Here is a 17,081-nt window from a genome sequence, read left to right as displayed (position 1 = left end):
CGGCAGGTGAAACTCGACGAGGGGTTAGCGGCGCGTCACGGTAAAGGCGCGACGCGCGCGACCCGAATTACGGCTGATGGGCTTGCGGCGACGCACCCGGACATGCCGGATCTTTACCCCAATGACCGTCGCACACGCGCCAGCGGCACAACTGGTCTTCAAAGAAGCCACGCTGCCCGCACTCTTTCACGCGCTCCGCGAGCTTCGCACTGGCGGGCGTGGCGCTCACTTTGGTCGTGGCACTGCCGCCCGCTGGCCTCGTGTCGGCCGGCTTGGTTCGCGCAACCAGCGCCGCCAATAGATCGGCATCCGTATCGTCTTTCGACGCCGTGCCGTTCGGGCGCTGCTTCTTCGACTGCGCGACGGCGGTCGGCATGCTCGCATGACGGTTGCCCGCACTGGCGGTCGCGCTTTCCTTCTTGCCGTGCGCCGCTTCATGCTTGCTATTGCCGGCGAGCGCGGTTGCACTCTTGCCATGCTTGGCCGCGGGCACCGGCACCGCCGAAGCGGATGTCGCGGACGCCACCGGCGTCGGCGCGCTGCTCGGCTCCGCGCCGTCGGCCAGCGCACGCGACAGGCGGTCGGCGCCGCTGGCAGGTGCAGGTGCTGACGCGGCGGCGGCTTTGCTGTCGCTGTCGTCGGCGATGATGGTGGCCGCTTGCGACGAAGCCGGCAGCGGCGCCGCCGGCACTTTCGCGACGACCTGCGCGGCGCCCGGCGACGATGCAGAGGCAGGCACAGCCGCGGTCGCGGCAGGCTTCTCCGCTTCGCCCGGCGAAGCTGACGTAGCCGATGCCAGCGTCTCATCATGCTGACGCTGCTGCATATGCCATGCGCCCCAACCGCCGGCCGCGATCACCAGCAGCGCAACGAGCAGAAGTGGCGCCCTGGACCGGCGCGGTTTTTCGGTAGGCGGCGCAACGCGGCCTTCCAGGTTCGCGAGAATTCGCGAACCATTGGCATCAGCGCCTTTAGCCTTATCGGATAACAGGCTAGGCGGGGCTTTGGAATTCGAACTTTCCGGCGCACTCATTCACTGTCTCATTGAATCCTGGTTTAATTCGCCGTGATAATACCGTTCCGGCTCGTCTCCGAGCAGGCCTGATTCTAAGAGCAAGCATTACAAAATACAATTGTTTCCAATTTCCGGGGTCGCCTTTGATTGCCGTAGTACTTCTCGCCTATTTCGCCATCGCCGTCCTGATCGCCGCAATGCTGCTATTGCCGGCAGTGCGCGCCTCTTTATTAGGCGTTGCACTCGCCATTCATGGCCGCGTTATGCGCGGGGCATCGCGCGGTGCAACGCATGCTCGCGGTCAATTAGTACGCTCGGCAAAAATTTCGCAATCCACCGCAGTTGATATGCAAAAGTTACTGGTAAAGCGGCGCTTGCTGATTTTTACCACGACAGGTATTCTTGCGACGCCGCCATTGGTGGCATTGGCTTTACGCGGCCGGCAATTATTCCAATTCGATGACACTGCGCGAGTACCGGACGAGAAAATTGCCGCGTTATTGAACGGCGAACAGCTCGTGCCCCCGCCGCCACTGCCGCCGGAGGTATTCGCCACGCAGGAAGTCGAACAGATTCGGCCCGCGCTCAAAGACGCGAGCCGCGACTGGAATTTGCTCGATGCAGACTTCCGAACACGCTTATTGCTCGTGTATAAAATCATGCACGAGCAATACGGGTATGAAATGGCTTTGCTGGAAGGTTATCGCAGTCCGGAGCGGCAAAACCGGCTGGCGCAAATGGGGGGCAACGTCACCAATGCCGCAGCGTTTCAGAGCTATCACCAATACGGTCTTGCCGCGGACAACGCTTTTTTGCGCGACGGCAAGCTCGTCATTTCAGAAAAAGATCCCTGGGCTATGCGAGGCTATCAGTTATACGGGCAGACCGCCGAACAGGTCGGCCTGACGTGGGGTGGTCGCTGGAAAATGATGGATCTCGGACACGTCGAATATCACAAACCCGGCTTCGTCCTTGGGCGGGGTCATTAAGGTGAAGCGGGTAATAAAGAGGTTGACAATGGGGCGTTCAATCAATTTTTCCGGCAAAACGCGGCAATGCCAGTTGCATAACGGCATTGCGCCATGCGCTTTTTTCGGTGCCTGCCCATCTGAATTTAACAATCCCGCCACCATCGCTTTCGCCTGAATATGCTTTCGTTTTATTTCAAACGCCGCACGCGCGCCTGGCTGATCGCCACACCCCGCGCCATAACACACATCAACAAGACCTGACCGGCTTATGCGACGCATTCTCAACGTGTTGACCCATACACGCACGCTCTCGATCATCGGCCTGCTCGCGCTCGCCGCTGTTTTATTCGTCGGCGCGGAAACCCTGCAGGTCGACCTGATGTGGCCGGCTCTCGCGTTCGGCGCGGTGCTCGCGCTGATCGTGCTGGTCTGGGTGATCCGCCGCCTGCTCGCGCGGCGCGCCAACCGCAAGCTCGGCGAAATGCTCGAGCAGCAGGCGGAGAAGCAGACCGAGCCCGGTCCGGCGCCCACGCCCGCGCGCCAGGCGGAACTCGACGTGCTGCGCACGCGCCTCGTCGACGCGGTAAAGACCATCAAGACCTCGAAGATCGGCCAGGTTTCGGGCGGCTCGGCGCTGTACGAACTGCCGTGGTACATCGTGATCGGCAACCCGGCGGCCGGCAAGAGCAGCGCGGTGCTGAACTCGGGTTTGCAATTCCCGTTCGCCGACAAGAACAACGCGGTGATTCACGGCATTGGCGGCACGCGTAACTGCGACTGGTTCTTCACGACCGAAGGCATTCTGCTCGACACCGCCGGCCGCTATTCCGTACACGACGAAGACCGCACCGAATGGCTCGGCTTCCTCGGCCTGCTCAAGCGGTTCCGGCCGAAGGCGCCGATCAACGGCATCATCGTCACGGCGAGCATTGCCGAGCTGACGAACAGTAAGCCCGAATTCGCGATCAACCTCGCGAAGAACCTGCGCCAGCGCGTGCAGGAATTGACCGAGAAGCTCGAAGTGTTCGCGCCGGTGTACGTGATGTTCACCAAGGCCGACCTGATTACCGGCTTCACCGAATTTTTCAGCGGCAGCGAGCGTCACGAATACGACCGCGTGTGGGGCGCCACCCTGCCCTACCAGCCCGACGAGAAGCGCGACGTGGTCGGCCTGTTCGACGAGCATTTCGAAGAGCTGTACGACGGCCTGAAAGAAATCAGCGTCGCGCAGATGTCGATCAATCGCGGCAACAAGCTGTCGCCCGGTCAGTTGAGCTTCCCGCTCGAATTCTCGACCATCAAGCCCGCGTTGCGCGCGTTCCTCGCCACGCTGTTCGAAACCAACCCGTTCCAATACAAGCCGATTTTCCGCGGCTTCTACTTCACCAGCGCCTTGCAGGAAGGCGAAACCAACAGCGCGGCAGCCACCCGCATCGCCACCCGTTTCGGCCTGAGCGCCGACAGCCTGCCCAAGCCGCATAGCGCGTTCTCGAAGAACGGCTTCTTCCTGCGCGACCTGTTCTCGAAAGTGATCTTCGCCGACCGTCAGACGGTCCGGCAATTCGCGAGCCCCGCCAAAACGCGCATGCGCTATGCGACGTTCTTCGGCTTCGTGGCCGTGCTGGCGCTGGCGCTCGGCGGCTGGACGTGGTCCACGGTGAACAACGAACAGCTCACCGCGAACGTGCAGGCCGACCTCGACAACGTGGTGCGTCTGCAGCAGAACCGTAACGATCTGCAGTCGCGCATGCAGGCCATGGACGTGCTCGAAGACCGCATCGACCAGCTCGAGCAGTTCCGCCGCGACCGGCCGCTCGCGGTGTCGCTCGGTCTGTATCAGGGCGACCGTCTCGAACAGCGTCTGCTCACCGAGTACTACAACGGCGTGCGGCAGATCCTGCTCGACCCGGTCTCGCAGAATCTCGCGTCGTTCCTGAAAGACGTCAACGCGCATCCTGATCAGCTCGCGCCGCTGAACCGCACGCCGGACGCGGCCGCGGTGCCGGTGTCCGCGCATGCGGCAATGGCCGCGAACAGCCAGGGCGGCCTGTATAGCGACGCTTCGCCGACCAACGTGGAAGACGCGTACAACGCGCTCAAGACCTACCTGATGCTGAGCGACAAGCGTCACGTGGAAACGGCTCACCTGACCGATCAGGTGGCCCGCTTCTGGCGCGGCTGGCTCGAAACGAATCGCGGCAACATGCCGCGCGACGAGATGATCCGCAGCGCCGAACGCATGATCACGTTCTACCTGTCGCGCGTGTCCGACGACGACTGGCCGATGATCGACGAGAACCTCGGTCTGGTCGACCAGACCCGTGAAAACCTGCGCCGCGTGGTGCGCGGCATGCCGGCCCGTCAGCGCGTCTACGAGGAAATCAAGGCGCGTGCGTCGACCCGTTTCGCGCCCATGACGATCGCCCGCATTGTCGGCGACAACAATACAGCGCTGGTCGCGGGCAGCTACGCGATCCCCGGCACCTTCACGCGTGAGGCGTGGTTCCAGTACGTGCAGCCCGCGATTCGCGACGCCGCCACCAAGGAACTGCAGGCGAAAGACTGGGTGCTCAACACCTCCGCGCACGACGATCTGACGCTGGAAGGCAGCCCCGAGCAGATCCAGAAGGCGCTCGTCACGATGTACAAGACCGACTACGCCATGCACTGGCAGAAGTTCATGCAAGGCATCGCTGTGCAGAACTTCGGCAGCTTCGGCCAGGCGGTGGACGCGATGAACCGTCTCGGCGATCCGCAGGACTCGCCGATCCGCAAGGTGCTCGAAACCGCGTACGACCAGACTTCGTGGGATAACCCGTCGCTGTTCAACGCGAACCTGAAGCGCGCGCAATCGGGCGCCACCAGCTGGTTCAAGAACCTGTTCTCGCGGGCGCCGACCGGTCAGTTGAACGCCAACATCGACATCAACGGCAATCCGGTCGAAATGCCGATGGGCCCGATCGGCCAGGAGTTCTCGGCGCTGGGCCGCATCGTCCAGACCGGCGACAACGGCTCGATGCTCAAGGGCTATATGGACACGCTGTCCAAGGTCCGCACGCGCTTCAACGTGATCAAGAACCAGGGCGATCCGGGACCGGGCGCGCGTCAGTTGATGCAACAGACGCTCGACGGCAGCGGTTCCGAACTGGCCGATTCGCTGAAGTACGTCGACGAGCAGATGCTCACCGGCCTCACCGACTCGCAACGCAAGGCGCTGCGTCCGCTGCTGGTGCGTCCGCTGATGGCCGCCTACGCGGTGGTGATCCAGCCGGCCAGCGTCGAAGTCAACAAGGTGTGGAACGCCCAGGTCTATCAGACCTTCCAGGGATCGCTGGCGACCAAGTACCCGTTCGCGGGCGACGCCAAGGTCGAAGCCGGTGCGAGTGAAATCGCCCAGGTGTTCGGGCCGGACGGCGCGATCGCCAAGTTCGTCGGCACGACCCTCGGGCCGCTCGCGGTGCGCCGTGGCGACACGCTGACGGCACGCACATGGGGCGACATGGGTCTCGCGCTGACACCGGACTTCACCAGCGGCTTCGCGCGCTGGGTGGCGCCGCTTGCCGGCGGTGCGGCGGGTGGTGGCGCGGGAGCGCAAGGTTCGGCCGAACCGCAGACCGTGTTCCAGATCCTGCCGCAGCCTAGCAGCGGCACCACGGAATACACGCTCGCGATCGACGGTCAGCAGATGCGTTACCGCAATACGCCGCCGCAGTGGACCAACTTCGTGTGGCCGAATCCGTCGGGTTCGCCGGGCGCGACGCTGAACGCCACGACCTTCGACGGCCGCACGCTGCAACTGGTGAACGAGCCGGGCCGCTACGGTCTGGAGAAGCTGATCAACTCGGCGCAACGCAAGCGTCGTCCGGACGGCACCTTCGACCTGACGTGGACCCAAGGCAATATCACGGTGGCGGTCAGCATGCGCATCATCAGCACGTCGCAGGCCTCGAGCGCCAGCAGCGACGCGCCGCAACAACAAAGCCTGCGCGGCCTGCGTCTGCCGTCGTCGGTGGCGGACGTGAGCGCGGCGGCCAATTCGGTCAATGCAACGGCTGCGGGTGGCCCGGGCGCCGCGCCCAGCCCCGCGCCCGTCAACGCGCCGGCGACCGCCGCTGCCGCGGTTTCGAACACAGGGAGTGCGCAATGACGCAGACCGTCCAGGCGCAAATCGCCTATTTCGGCAAGATTCCGTCGCGCGGCGACTTCGTGAAGAGCGCGCATAACCCGCAGTTGCTGGCCACGCTCGACCGCTGGATCGCGGAAGCCATGGAACTGCTTACCGACGATCCGCGCTGGAAGATCGTCTACGAAAACGCCAAGCCGATGCACTTCGCGTTCCTCGGTTCGCGCAGCAAGCTGGCCATCGCCGGCCACATGGTGGCGAGCCACGATCAGTCGTCGCGGCGCTTTCCGTTTCTCGCCGCCACGGCGCTCGAAGTCGAAAAGCCGCTGACCTTCCTCGCGCACAGCCCGCTCGCGTTCGCGCGCCTATGGTCGCGCATCGCTTCGCAAATGAAGCCGCTGCTCGGCGCGAGCGAGCCGGCCGGCGCGCTGCAGGCGCTCGGCGAGACGATGGTGCCGATCGAGATTGGCGGCGGTCCCGGCAATCCGCACGACGGCACGTTCAACGACTTCGTCGAGCATCAGACGCTCGCCGGTCTCGAACAGATGCTGCTCGCGAGCGGCCACCCGGTGCGTCTGCGCGGCGCGATGCTGGCGCTCGGCTCGCTGCTGCGTCCGGTGATGCAAAGCGGCTCGTCGCATCTCGAACGCGGGCTCACCTTGCCGCTGCCGAACGACCCGTTCTACCGCAGTCTGGTGGCCGCGTTCTGGCTCGAACTGATCGCGCCGTTCGTCGCCCAGGCGGATTTCGAACTGGCCATTTTCATCGGCACGATTGCCGAGCGCGAGCGGCTCATCATCGGCTTTAACGGCGCTTCGGCCAAAACGCTGCACAGCGTGGTCGACCCGCAGTCGTATGCGGCACATAACATCGATATCGACGATCCCGAGTGGATCGACGAACACGCACAAAACGATCATGGCATCAGCAAGCTCGTCAGTTACCTCGACCAACCGCAACTGTCGCTGCGCGTCAGCATCGACACGTTCCGCGAAGCCTTCACGGGAGCGTGACACGATGCTGAACCCACGTACCTCAAGCACCTCCCGTACCTCAGGCAGCCCACGCATTCGCATGGCCGCGCTGCTCGCGGGGCTGCTGCTCAGCGCCGCCGCGCAGGCCGACAACGACGGCCCGGCGCGCGTCACGCCGGTCGACAACAACGGCATGGCGATTCACACTACGGTGCTGCCGGGCACGGCGTCCGCGCAAACGGGCACCGCCGGTCCCGCAGTCACCACCGCGGGCCTCGCCAGCGGCACGACCGGCGCCGGCACCGGCGCGATCACCGCTGCGCCGCCGCCCGCCAATGCAACGCCGGGTCAGGTGGTGGTCGGCGGCAAGGTGCCCGACGAAGCGACCAAGGCCGCCGTGCTCGCGAAACTGCGCGACACGTATGGCGCGGCCAATGTGGTCGATCAGATCGAAGTGGCCGACGTCGCGACGCCGCCCAACTGGTCGGCCAACGTGCAAAAACTGATCGGCCCGCAGTTGAAGCAGATCAGCAAAGGCCAGTTGAAGATCGACGGCACGCAGATCGACGTAAAGGGCGAAGTGCATAACGAATCGCAGCGCCAGCAACTCGCGAGCGACATGGCGAATGCGCTGAACCCGACCTACACGATCAAGAACGGACTGCGCGTGAGCGCGTCCGAACAGGGGCTGCTCGATCAGACGCTGGCCAACCGCACGATCGAATTCGAAACCGGCAGCGCGACGCTCACGCCGCAAGGCCGGCTGATTCTCGATCAGATGGCAGCCGCCATGCAGAAGATGACGACCCGAACCGTGGCGATCATCGGTCACACCGACAACTCGGGTAATCGCTCGTCGAATATCGCGCTGAGCCAGGCGCGCGCGGATGCGGTGAAGGGCTATCTGGTCGCCAAGGGCATCTCCCCGCAGCAGATGACGACCACCGGCGTCGGTCCGGATCAGCCGATCGCGTCGAACGATTCGACGGATGGGCGCGCAAGGAACCGGCGCATCGAGTTCCGCGCCGGGTCGTAACAGTGCAGTGTGTGTGGCGTGGCGGCATCGCCGCGTATCCACACTGGGCGGGCCAATCCGCCCCGCCCGGTTTCGGGCGCGGCGTGACGCAGGTTTACACCGCCTGATTCTTCAGCCCAAGCACCTCGATCTTCGCGATCTCCGGCGGCGCCACGAACAACTCGTCGGCGCTGCCCATCAACGCCTTGGCGATCGGCCCACTCAGATGCGCGTCGCGGCCCGCTTCGTCCTGGAACGCGTCGAACACACCGAACACACGATCCGACAATTTCAACGCAAACCAGATCGGCGTGGTGGTTTCCTGATTCGCCAGCTCCAGCCCTTTTTCCAGAAAAGCCGCCACGTCTGCTTCCTTGCCGGGCTTCGCTTCAAAGCGCGCGAACAGTGCGTACTTGATCATGATGAGTCTCTCCGAGTGAGTGGGATCGCAACGCTTGCGACCGATCCCACTTTACAGCGCGGAAGGCATCTGGGATGCTGGCACGATTGACATCTTTGGTATCGATCGAGCCATGAATATCACGGTGCTGGCGCTGGAAGGCGTATTCGACACGGGACTCGCCATCGTGCTGGATGCGTTGACCACGGCGAACGAACTCTCCGCATTGCAGGCGTGGCCGGGTGAACCGTTTCAGGTTTCGGTCGCCGGCGTGCGTCGCAAGGTCAAAAGCGCGCAAGGCCTGAGCGTTCCCGTGCGGCCGCTGGCGGACTGCCCGGCGCCGGATCTGGTGATCGTGCCGGCGCTCGGCTACAAGATGCCCGAGTCGCTGCAGGCGGCGCTGGCGCGCGCGGACGTGGCCGAAGCCGCCGTGGCACTGCGTGGCTGGGCGGAGACGGGCGTGCGCATCGCCGCGGCGTGCGTCGGTACGTTCGTGCTGGCTGAAAGCGGCTTGCTGGCGCAGCACAACGCCACCACCACCTGGTGGCTGGCGCCGCTGTTTCGTCAACGCTATCCGTCCGTGCGTCTCGACACGAGCCATATGCTCGTCAACTCCGGACAGTTCGTGACGGCGGGCGCCGCGTTCAGCCACATCGACATGACGCTATGGCTGATTCGCCAGACCAGTCCCGAACTGGCCACGCTGGTGGCGAATTACCTGGTGGTCGACTCGCGGCCGTCGCAGTCGGCGTACATCATTTCGGATCACCTTTCTCACGCCGATCCGCTGGTCGAGCGTTTCGACCGCTGGGCGCGCGCGCATCTCGACAAGGGTTTCAATCTGGATGCCGCCGCCAGTGAGCTGGCGACCAGCAAGCGCACGCTGGCGCGGCGCGTTCGCGACGTGCTGGGCAAGACGCCGGTCTCGCATGTGCAGGACCTGCGCATCGAGCGTGCCGTGCATCTGCTGAAGACCAGCAGCAACAGCGTCGACAGGATTGCCGACATGGTGGGCTACGCCGACGGCGTCACGTTGCGCACGTTGCTGCGCCGTCGGTTGCGTAAGGGCATACGCGAGATCAGAGGCGCGTGATCGGCTAGCTTTTCTGATCGTCGGGCTTCACGCCCAGCAACTCGCGGATATGCGCAAGCGAGCCGTCGTCTTTCACCACCGTGGACAGCCATTGATGCAACGGCATATCCGCGGCCTCAGCGGCTTTCTCGGCGAAGTAAGCCGCCGGATTGTGCGGCTCGGTGCCGCGAAAGAACCGCGCCACCGCGCGCAACTGCGCGACGGCTTGCGCACGGCTCTGGATTCCTGCAATCGGGCTGGTCGGCGTGGTCGTCAACACGGGTTCCTCGCGTTGCGGTGAAGTCTTGAAGGTGGGCTCGGCGCGTTCGTGCTCGGTCGGCGCGGGGGCTTTGGGCGGCGACGTTTCCGCGTTCACGCCCAGTTCGCGCGCAAACCGTTCGGCCAGACGGAAGACGTTCTCATACGCGTCTTTCGCCTGACGGAAACTCGGCGCGGCGTCGGCCGCGCGGCGGTCGAGTTCCTGTTCGAGCGCGAGCATGGCCGCCTCGAACGCTTTCAGATCGGCCAGCAGCGCCGTGTAGAACGCCGGCGGCGTGGCGCGCTTCGACGCTTCGATCTGCTCGATGGACGGCTTGCCGCGCGCGATTTCGTCCGCGTGATCGGGATCGCGCTTGACGGCTTGCGCGACGTGCGTCGCCACGTCCCAATCGATCGTGCTGTACGCATTACCTTGCGACGAGGTCAGCGGCATGGCACGCAGCAGTTCGCCGGTGCGACCCACCAGCCACGCGACATTGCCGAGTCGATACTCGGTGTCGTCGCCTTCCGGCAGCGGATGCACGGTGTCCCAGTAGCGCTCGCACAGCCCGGTCAGCAGCGTATAGCCCCGCGTGAGACCGTCCATGCCCTCTTCGAGCGCGAGCGCCTCCGTGAGCCAGACGGCGAGCCGCAGGTCTTTGGTCTGCGTTTGCAGCAACGCGCTCGTGCGCTCCACCACGAACGGCCAGTCGGCCTCCTTGATGTCCGTGACCCACTCGCCCTGATCGAGCGAGGGATCTTCGAAACGGCGCGCGTGCTGGATCGCGTCGAAGTCGGCGGAAAACAGCAGATCGTCGCCGCACGGCGAGGTCTCGCTGAGCGGCGCCAGCAGGGTGTCCAGATTAGTCGGCATGACAGAATGCAATAAGTGTCCGGTACGGCATTTAAACAGATTGGCGAACGTGTGAGCGCGCCGCGGGGTGGCTGCGGCTCGTTACACGACCGTGTAGTCGAACTCGCCGGCTTCGCTCGCGCGCACCGCAATGCGTTCGATCGCGGCGCCGTTCGCAATGCGCTCCAGCACCTGCTGCGCGACCTCGGGCAACAGCGTGCCGTTCAGAATATGGTCGACGTTGCGCGCCCCCGAATCCACCTCGGTGCAACGCGCGAGCACGGCGTCGACCAGCGACTCGTCCCACTCGAATACGGCCTTGTGATTCGCTTCGATGCGGCGGCGAATCCGCTCCAGTTTCAGTTCGATGATTTCGGCGAGCACGTCGTCGGAAATCGGGTAGTACGGCACCACTTTCATGCGGCCGAGAAAGGCCGGTTTGAACGTTTTGTACAGTTGCGGGCGCAACGTCTCCGCGAGTTCGTCCGCGTCCGGCAGTTCTTCCGCGCTTTTGTTCAGACAGGCCTGCATGATCGCCTGCGAGCCGACGTTCGAGGTCAGAATGATCAGCGTATTGCGGAAGTCGATCTCGCGGCCTTCGGCGTCGTCCATCGTGCCCTTGTCGAACACCTGGAAGAACATTTCGAGCACGTCGGGGTGGGCCTTTTCGACTTCGTCGAGCAGCACCACCGAATACGGATTGCGCCGCACCGCCTCGGTCAGCACGCCGCCCTCGCCATAACCCACGTAGCCCGGCGGCGAGCCTTTCAGACCGGAGACGCTGTGCGCCTCCTGATACTCACTCATGTTGATCGTGACCATCTTGCGCTCGCCGCCGTACAGCACGTCGGCCAGCGCCAGCGCGGTCTCGGTCTTGCCGACGCCCGACGGGCCCACGAACATGAACACGCCGCGCGGCTTGTTCGGGTCTTCGAGACTGGCACTGGCGGTGCGCACGCGCTGCGCGATCGCGTCGAGTGCGTGGTCCTGGCCGATCACGCGCGCGGCCAGCAGCGGCTGCAAGTTCAGCACGGTCTGGATTTCGTCCTTGATCATGCGGCCGAGCGGAATGCCGGTCCATGACGCGACGATTTCGGCGACCACGTGGCCATCCACCTGCAGCGGCACCATCGGCTGGCTGCCTTGCAGCGCGTGCAGTTCGGCGACGCGTGCGGCGAGTGTTCCGCGTGCGGCTTGTGCGTTGCCCGCTTTGTCAGTGTGTTCAGCGTGCTCGCCGTTCGCGTTGCTCACGCGGGCCGCGTCGAGCTCGGCGCGCAAGCCGACGATCTCCGTGACCAGCGCGCGTTCCTTGTCGTAGCGGGCTTCGTCTTCCGCAAGCGCCTTGACGTCTTCCTCGCGCAGTTCGCGCAGTTCCGCCAGCCGCTCGTCATGCACCGCGCCGCTCACCACTTCGCGTTCCAGCGCGGCGATTTCGACGTCGATCCGTTCGAGGCTTTTCTTCGTGTCGTCGATCGCGGCCGGTGTCGAGCTGTGTGCGAGCGCCACCTTCGCGCAAGCCGTGTCGAGCACGCTGATCGCCTTGTCCGGCAGTTGCCGGCCGCTAATGTAGCGATGCGACAGGCGCACCGCCTCGGTGATCGCGTCGTCGAGCACGCGCACGTTGAAGTGCTTTTCCATCAGCGCCGCCATGCCGCGCAGCATCGCCGCGGCCAGCGCCTCGTTCGGCTCCTCGATCTTCACGACCTGGAAGCGCCGCGCCAGCGCCGCGTCTTTCTCGAAGTACTTCTTGTACTCGCTCCACGTGGTCGCCGCGATCGTGCGCAATTCGCCGCGCGCCAAGGCCGGTTTCAGCAGATTGGCCGCGTCGTTCTGACCCGCCTGGCCGCCGGCGCCGATGATCGTATGCGCCTCGTCGATAAACAGAATGATCGGATGCGGGCTCTTCTTGACCTCGTCGATCACGTTCTTCAGGCGGTTTTCAAACTCGCCCTTCACGCTTGCTCCGGCTTGCAGCAGACCCATGTCGAGCACGTGCAACGCCACGCCTTTGAGCGGCACGGGCACGTCGTCGGCGGCGATGCGCAGCGCGAGACCTTCCACCACGGCCGTTTTGCCGACGCCCGCCTCGCCGGTCATGATCGGGTTGTTCTGGCGACGACGCATCAGAATGTCGATGGTCTGGCGAATTTCGGCTTCGCGGCCGATCACCGGATCGATCTTGCCGTCCCGCGCGCGCTGCGTGAGATTGCTGGTGTAGGTGTCGAGCGCGGGCGTCTTCGACGGTGCGCCGGGCACGGCTTCGTTCGCCGCGATATCGCTCGCGTCGTCACTGGCGCTGTCGGCCGCGCTGCTGCGTTCCGCTTCGCGCGAGCCCGCGGTGAGTTCGTCGAACTTGTGCTTCAGATCGGTCACGCGCACGTCGCGCAGCAACGGCGACATGCGCTCGGCAAACTGCGCGAGATCCGGCGCGCTCAGCAGCGCCAGCAACAAATGCCCCGAGCGGATCCGGCCAATCTGCGAATCGAGCGACGCAATCAGCCACGCCTGTTCGAGCAGGTCGATCAGATGCTTCGAGAACACCGGCGTGCGCGTATTACCGGTTTTCAGCCGCTGCAATTCGCGTTCGAGATCGGCGCGCAACGCATGCGGGTCGATCCTGCTCGCCCGCAGCACGAGCGCGACGTCGCTCGCCGATTCATCCAGCAGCGCCAGCAGCAGATGCTCGAGGTCGACCTCGTAGTGACCGCGCGCGAGACAGTTGTTCGCCGCCAGCAAAGCCGCTTGCCGGCAGGTCGGATTCAGTTTGGCGATCAGGGTATTGAGGGACGTGCTCATGTCGTGCGATCCGGGTCCAGGTTCTATCGTTGTGGTCAGTGAATCACGTGCAATTCGTAGCGGGCGTCCGCCCGGTCACGGTCGGCTTCCCGCGTGCACAGGAACGCGTCCCAACCGAGACGCGCGCCCTTGCTCAACTGGCTCGGCCCCACTTCCTTGCGGCGCAGCACCAGCGAGACTTCGTATTCGAGCGTGACGCCGGCCAGCAACGTCAGCATGCGCTCCAGCGCAACGGCGCGGTCGGCGCCGGGCAGGAAGGCTTCGTAATCGGCCTTGTCGAGCGGCCCGATCACGAGACGAGCCCGCATGTCGCGCTGCCAGACGCGTTCGCCCGCCAGCGCGGTGGCGCCGAGCGTTGCGTTGACGCTGCCGAGCACGGTCAGTTGATCGGGCGGCACGTCGTACCATTTGCCGATGAACTGCTCGACCCGCACCCGCACCTTGAAGTACTCCGACAGCGTGCGCTGCAAATACGCCGCCGACACCGGCCGATGCCGCGCGGCCAGCGCGTAGCCGGCAATCGCTTCGTCGAACAGCGCGCCGTCGCCGCTTTGCAGGCTGTTGCGCGTGTCGTCGTCGGCGACGCCGGCCAGCGCCAGCAACAGCGGCAGATAGCGTTCGTCGCGATCCAGCTCGTAGTGAAACGGCAGGCGATACTTCTTCCATGCCGCGTAGAACAGCGCGGTCGCGCGGTTCGAGAACACGTCGAAGAATTCACGCGCGGCGCGGTCCCGCTTGATATGCTCGCGCGCCACGATCTGCTCGGTGTAATGCAGCGGCAACGCGCCCTGCCCGCCGAGCAGCCCGAAGAACGCCGGCGTGATATCCACCTTCTCCAGCGAACCATCCGCGAGCGCCGCGCTGCGCTGCGCCTTGTCTTTCAGCGGCGCGCCTTCGTCGCCGTAAGACTGCGCGCTGTGAATCTCGCTCGGCGGAAACGACATGGACAGCGTGTTGCGAAACGCAATGCGCTGCGCGACGATTTCGCCGGGCCGCCGGTTGCCCGAATGCCCATTGTTTGACGGCGCCTGTTGTGCGAACCACTTCTCGAGGATCCGCACCGCCTGAAAAAATTCGAAGCGATGCGGCTCGTCGAGCAGTTGCTCGATTACGCCAGGATCGACTCGCCGCTGCGCGGTTTGCATCGCAGAATCTCCTCGCCCGTGCGCTTCGACACGACGACCAGTTGCACAAAGCTGTTCAGATGCACGTACAGCCCAAAAAAAGTATCGATGACCCGCACGAACGAAGCGAGACTCGTGCCGACGAAATGCTCTTCGTTGATCGTCAAACGAATCTCGATACCGCGCACGAAGGTGGCGAACGGCTTGCCCGGCAGCCACTGCACCGCCGCGCGCTGTTCAATGCCGACCAGTCCGTCGATATGCCGCGCCGACACCGCCGTGCGCCGCAAATCGTAGAGCACCAGCATTTCCTTCAGCGCCGACAGACCGCTATTGGCCAGCGACACATGATTCAACGCCAGATGCGAAATCAGCCGCCAATGCGACGCGCGCCCGCGCTCGAAACGCACGCTCGGCGTGGGCCGGCGCAGCATCGAAATGCTGCCGGTCAACGAGCCGCCTTCGAGATACAGATCGCCGCCTTCCAGCCCGACCGCGAGGCCGGCGGGCAAGTCGCGATTCGTGCAGGTCAGATCGAGACTCAAGGTATCCGTTTGCGGCGCGGCGGGTTCGAAGTCGATATCGACAATCGAGATTTCCGTCTCGTAGCCGGGGCTTTTCTGCGCGACCCAGTCGTTGCGACGCGCGAACCAGTAGTGACCGGCGCGCGCCGCTTCGCCGTGATGCAGCGAGTAGAACGGCCGGAACTCGATCACCGACTCCTCATGCGCCTGCTGCCTGACGAGTTTCACCGAGTCGATCGAATAGACCTCGTAGGCGAAGGCGCGGCGCGATTCCGCGATCACCGGATACGAAATCGCCTGATGGCTGATCCGGATCGGCTCGCCGTGCTGTTCGAACAGATTCACCACCGGCGAACAGAACAACCGGAAATGATGCGCGGACAACGAATCGAGCAGGCGCGCCATGTGCGAATCGCTGCGCACTTCCTTGAGCACCACATGCAGCGTCAGACGCTGGCAGCGGCCGCTGGCGCGCGTCATCGCGGCCAGATCGAAGTCCGCGAAATTGAATTTCTCGGGAAACGCGAAGTATTCGGTCAGCAACCGGTAGGCCGGATGCGATTTGGCCGGATAGTCGATTAGCGCGTCGTCTTCGTCGAAGCCCGCCTGGACGAGCGGCGACACGCGCAGCGGGGTCCACACGCCGCGCCGGTCGGCTTCCACATACGTGGCCATCGCGTTGACGAACAGGCAGTCCGACAGCGCCGCGATAAACGACTGCTCGCCGTGCAGATGCGCACGCAGCGTGCCCAGCTTCAACGCCGACAGATCGAGCGGCGCGGTGGATTCGAACGTGATCGACACGATCGCCGTGGCGTTGCCCGGCAGCACGGTCGCGCTCGGCGCCATGGCTACCGACGTGTACTTCGCCTCCGAGATGCGGATCGGCGCGAGCGTGACGTCGTAAGCGGTGCGGAACCGGCATTGCACGCCGCGAATGGGGCGCGACTTCAGTTCGGTGCCGCGTTCGATCAGCACCGGCTCGGTCAGATGGCTGAGTGCCGCCGAGGTGCCCAACTGCGCGATCGAACACGACGGAAACGGCCGCAGGTAGTGCGGGTACAGCACTTCCAGCAGCGCTTCGGTGAATTCGGGGTAATCGTCGTCGAGTTTCTTGTTGATGCGCGCGCCGAGCAGCGCGAACGACTCGATCATCCGCTCGACGTGCGGGTCTTCGCAGTGCTCGCCGGACATGGCCAGACGCGCCGCGATCTTCGGATAGCGCTCGGCGAAATCGCGCGAATAGCGCCGCAGAAATGATAATTCGCGCTCGTAATACGGCAGCAATTCTTCCATCGATCTATCCCCGGACCTGAACCTTCCGCGCCCCGTCTCATCGTGCCGTTGCGCGTAACGGCGGCGGCGAGGCGCTACTCAAGATACTGCTAAACACTCATACGGCACACGTGCAGCCGTGTGCTGCCGCGTGCTGCCATGTGCCGCCGCTACAGCTTCGCGCGAGCGCGCGTCACCGAGTACTGCAAGGTGGACGGCTGCAACATGGCGTCGAAACTCACCGGTTCTTCCGCCGGGTGCACCACCAGCAGCGCCTGAATCGCAAAGTTCAGCGCATTGGTGGATTGTTCGTTCAATTCGAGCGAGACCACCACCTGCTGCAGGCGCGGCTCATGCCGCGCGATGGCCTGTTGAATCGATTTGCAAATAAACGTGCGGTCGTAATGGCTCGCGAGACTCAGGCCCGCGAAATCGTTCAGCCCGTACGTGAGCACCGACTGCTGACATTCCGGCAGCGCCGCGAGCTCGTGCTCGGTCAGCGCGATCCGTGTGTTCAGAATCGCTTCCACGTCGCGTGCGACGGTGCTTTTCAATTCTTCCAACGACAATTGCCGCATCGCCGGGGACGCCGGCAGATGCGGTTCGTCGTCGAACAGCTTGTCGAGAAAGCTGGGTTCGAAGCGTTTCATCAGAGTCCGAAGAATCCGGCCGATGCGAGGC

At 64.2% G+C, this 17,081-nt stretch carries 12 protein-coding genes; 5 read left to right on the top strand and 7 right to left on the bottom strand.

Annotated features, from left to right (window positions below; genetic code table 11):
* Positions 1-67 precede the first annotated feature (67 nt).
* Positions 68-1,033: a prolipoprotein diacylglyceryl transferase gene (locus tag FA94_RS26115; protein ID WP_035556659.1), complete on the bottom strand. Its 966-nt coding sequence runs from the start codon at positions 1,031-1,033 to the stop codon at positions 68-70.
* A 125-nt stretch (positions 1,034-1,158) separates the two neighbouring features.
* Between FA94_RS26115 and FA94_RS26110 the strand changes: the two genes are divergently transcribed.
* The 4 genes from FA94_RS26110 (at position 1,159) to FA94_RS26095 (ending at position 8,119) form a co-directional block, all read left to right on the top strand.
* On the top strand, positions 1,159-2,004 hold the full coding sequence (locus tag FA94_RS26110) for a M15 family metallopeptidase (protein ID WP_035556656.1): 846 nt from the start codon (positions 1,159-1,161) through the stop codon (positions 2,002-2,004).
* 250 nt (positions 2,005-2,254) lie between these two features.
* Entirely contained in the window at positions 2,255-6,133 is a 3,879-nt protein-coding gene (gene tssM, locus FA94_RS26105) for a type VI secretion system membrane subunit TssM (protein WP_035556654.1), read from the top strand.
* Complete coding sequence (gene tagF / locus FA94_RS26100) at positions 6,130-7,122, top strand: type VI secretion system-associated protein TagF (protein ID WP_035556651.1); 993 nt, start codon at positions 6,130-6,132, stop codon at positions 7,120-7,122. The genes tssM and tagF overlap by 4 nt, the downstream gene beginning before the upstream one ends.
* A gap of 4 nt (positions 7,123-7,126) precedes the next feature.
* Complete coding sequence (locus FA94_RS26095) at positions 7,127-8,119, top strand: OmpA family protein (protein ID WP_035556649.1); 993 nt, start codon at positions 7,127-7,129, stop codon at positions 8,117-8,119.
* A gap of 94 nt (positions 8,120-8,213) precedes the next feature.
* Here the strand turns inward: FA94_RS26095 and FA94_RS26090 are convergent, their stop codons facing one another.
* Positions 8,214-8,519 carry a putative quinol monooxygenase gene (locus FA94_RS26090; RefSeq protein WP_035556646.1) on the bottom strand — a complete coding sequence of 102 codons (306 nt, stop codon included), beginning with the start codon at positions 8,517-8,519 and terminating at the stop codon, positions 8,214-8,216.
* 112 nt (positions 8,520-8,631) lie between these two features.
* Between FA94_RS26090 and FA94_RS26085 the strand changes: the two genes are divergently transcribed.
* A complete protein-coding gene (locus FA94_RS26085; RefSeq protein ID WP_035556643.1) occupies positions 8,632-9,591 on the top strand; it encodes a GlxA family transcriptional regulator in 960 nt (319 codons plus the stop codon).
* 4 nt (positions 9,592-9,595) lie between these two features.
* Here the strand turns inward: FA94_RS26085 and tssA are convergent, their stop codons facing one another.
* From tssA to tssE, 5 genes are all read right to left on the bottom strand, one after another.
* A complete protein-coding gene (gene tssA / locus FA94_RS26080; protein ID WP_035556639.1) occupies positions 9,596-10,702 on the bottom strand; it encodes a type VI secretion system protein TssA in 1,107 nt (368 codons plus the stop codon).
* Between the two features lie 81 nt (positions 10,703-10,783).
* Positions 10,784-13,477, bottom strand: a complete 2,694-nt coding sequence (tssH, locus tag FA94_RS26075) for a type VI secretion system ATPase TssH (RefSeq protein WP_035556636.1) — start codon at positions 13,475-13,477, stop codon at positions 10,784-10,786.
* Positions 13,478-13,512: 35 nt separating this feature from the next.
* The gene (gene tssG, locus FA94_RS26070) at positions 13,513-14,622 is read right to left on the bottom strand and encodes a type VI secretion system baseplate subunit TssG (RefSeq protein WP_035556633.1); all 1,110 of its coding nucleotides are present in this window, start codon (positions 14,620-14,622) and stop codon (positions 13,513-13,515) included.
* Complete coding sequence (gene tssF, locus FA94_RS26065) at positions 14,586-16,421, bottom strand: type VI secretion system baseplate subunit TssF (protein WP_035556632.1); 1,836 nt, start codon at positions 16,419-16,421, stop codon at positions 14,586-14,588. Before tssF ends, tssG begins: the two co-directional genes overlap by 37 nt.
* 149 nt (positions 16,422-16,570) lie before the next feature.
* Complete coding sequence (gene tssE, locus FA94_RS26060; protein WP_035556629.1) at positions 16,571-17,050, bottom strand: type VI secretion system baseplate subunit TssE; 480 nt, start codon at positions 17,048-17,050, stop codon at positions 16,571-16,573.
* Between the last annotated feature and the right edge of the window lie 31 nt (positions 17,051-17,081).

The organism is Burkholderia sp. 9120 (assembly GCF_000745015.1).
GTDB lineage: Bacteria > Pseudomonadota > Gammaproteobacteria > Burkholderiales > Burkholderiaceae > Paraburkholderia.
Note: the sequence above shows the minus strand (reverse complement) of the source record. Positions and strands in the feature narration are given on the sequence as shown.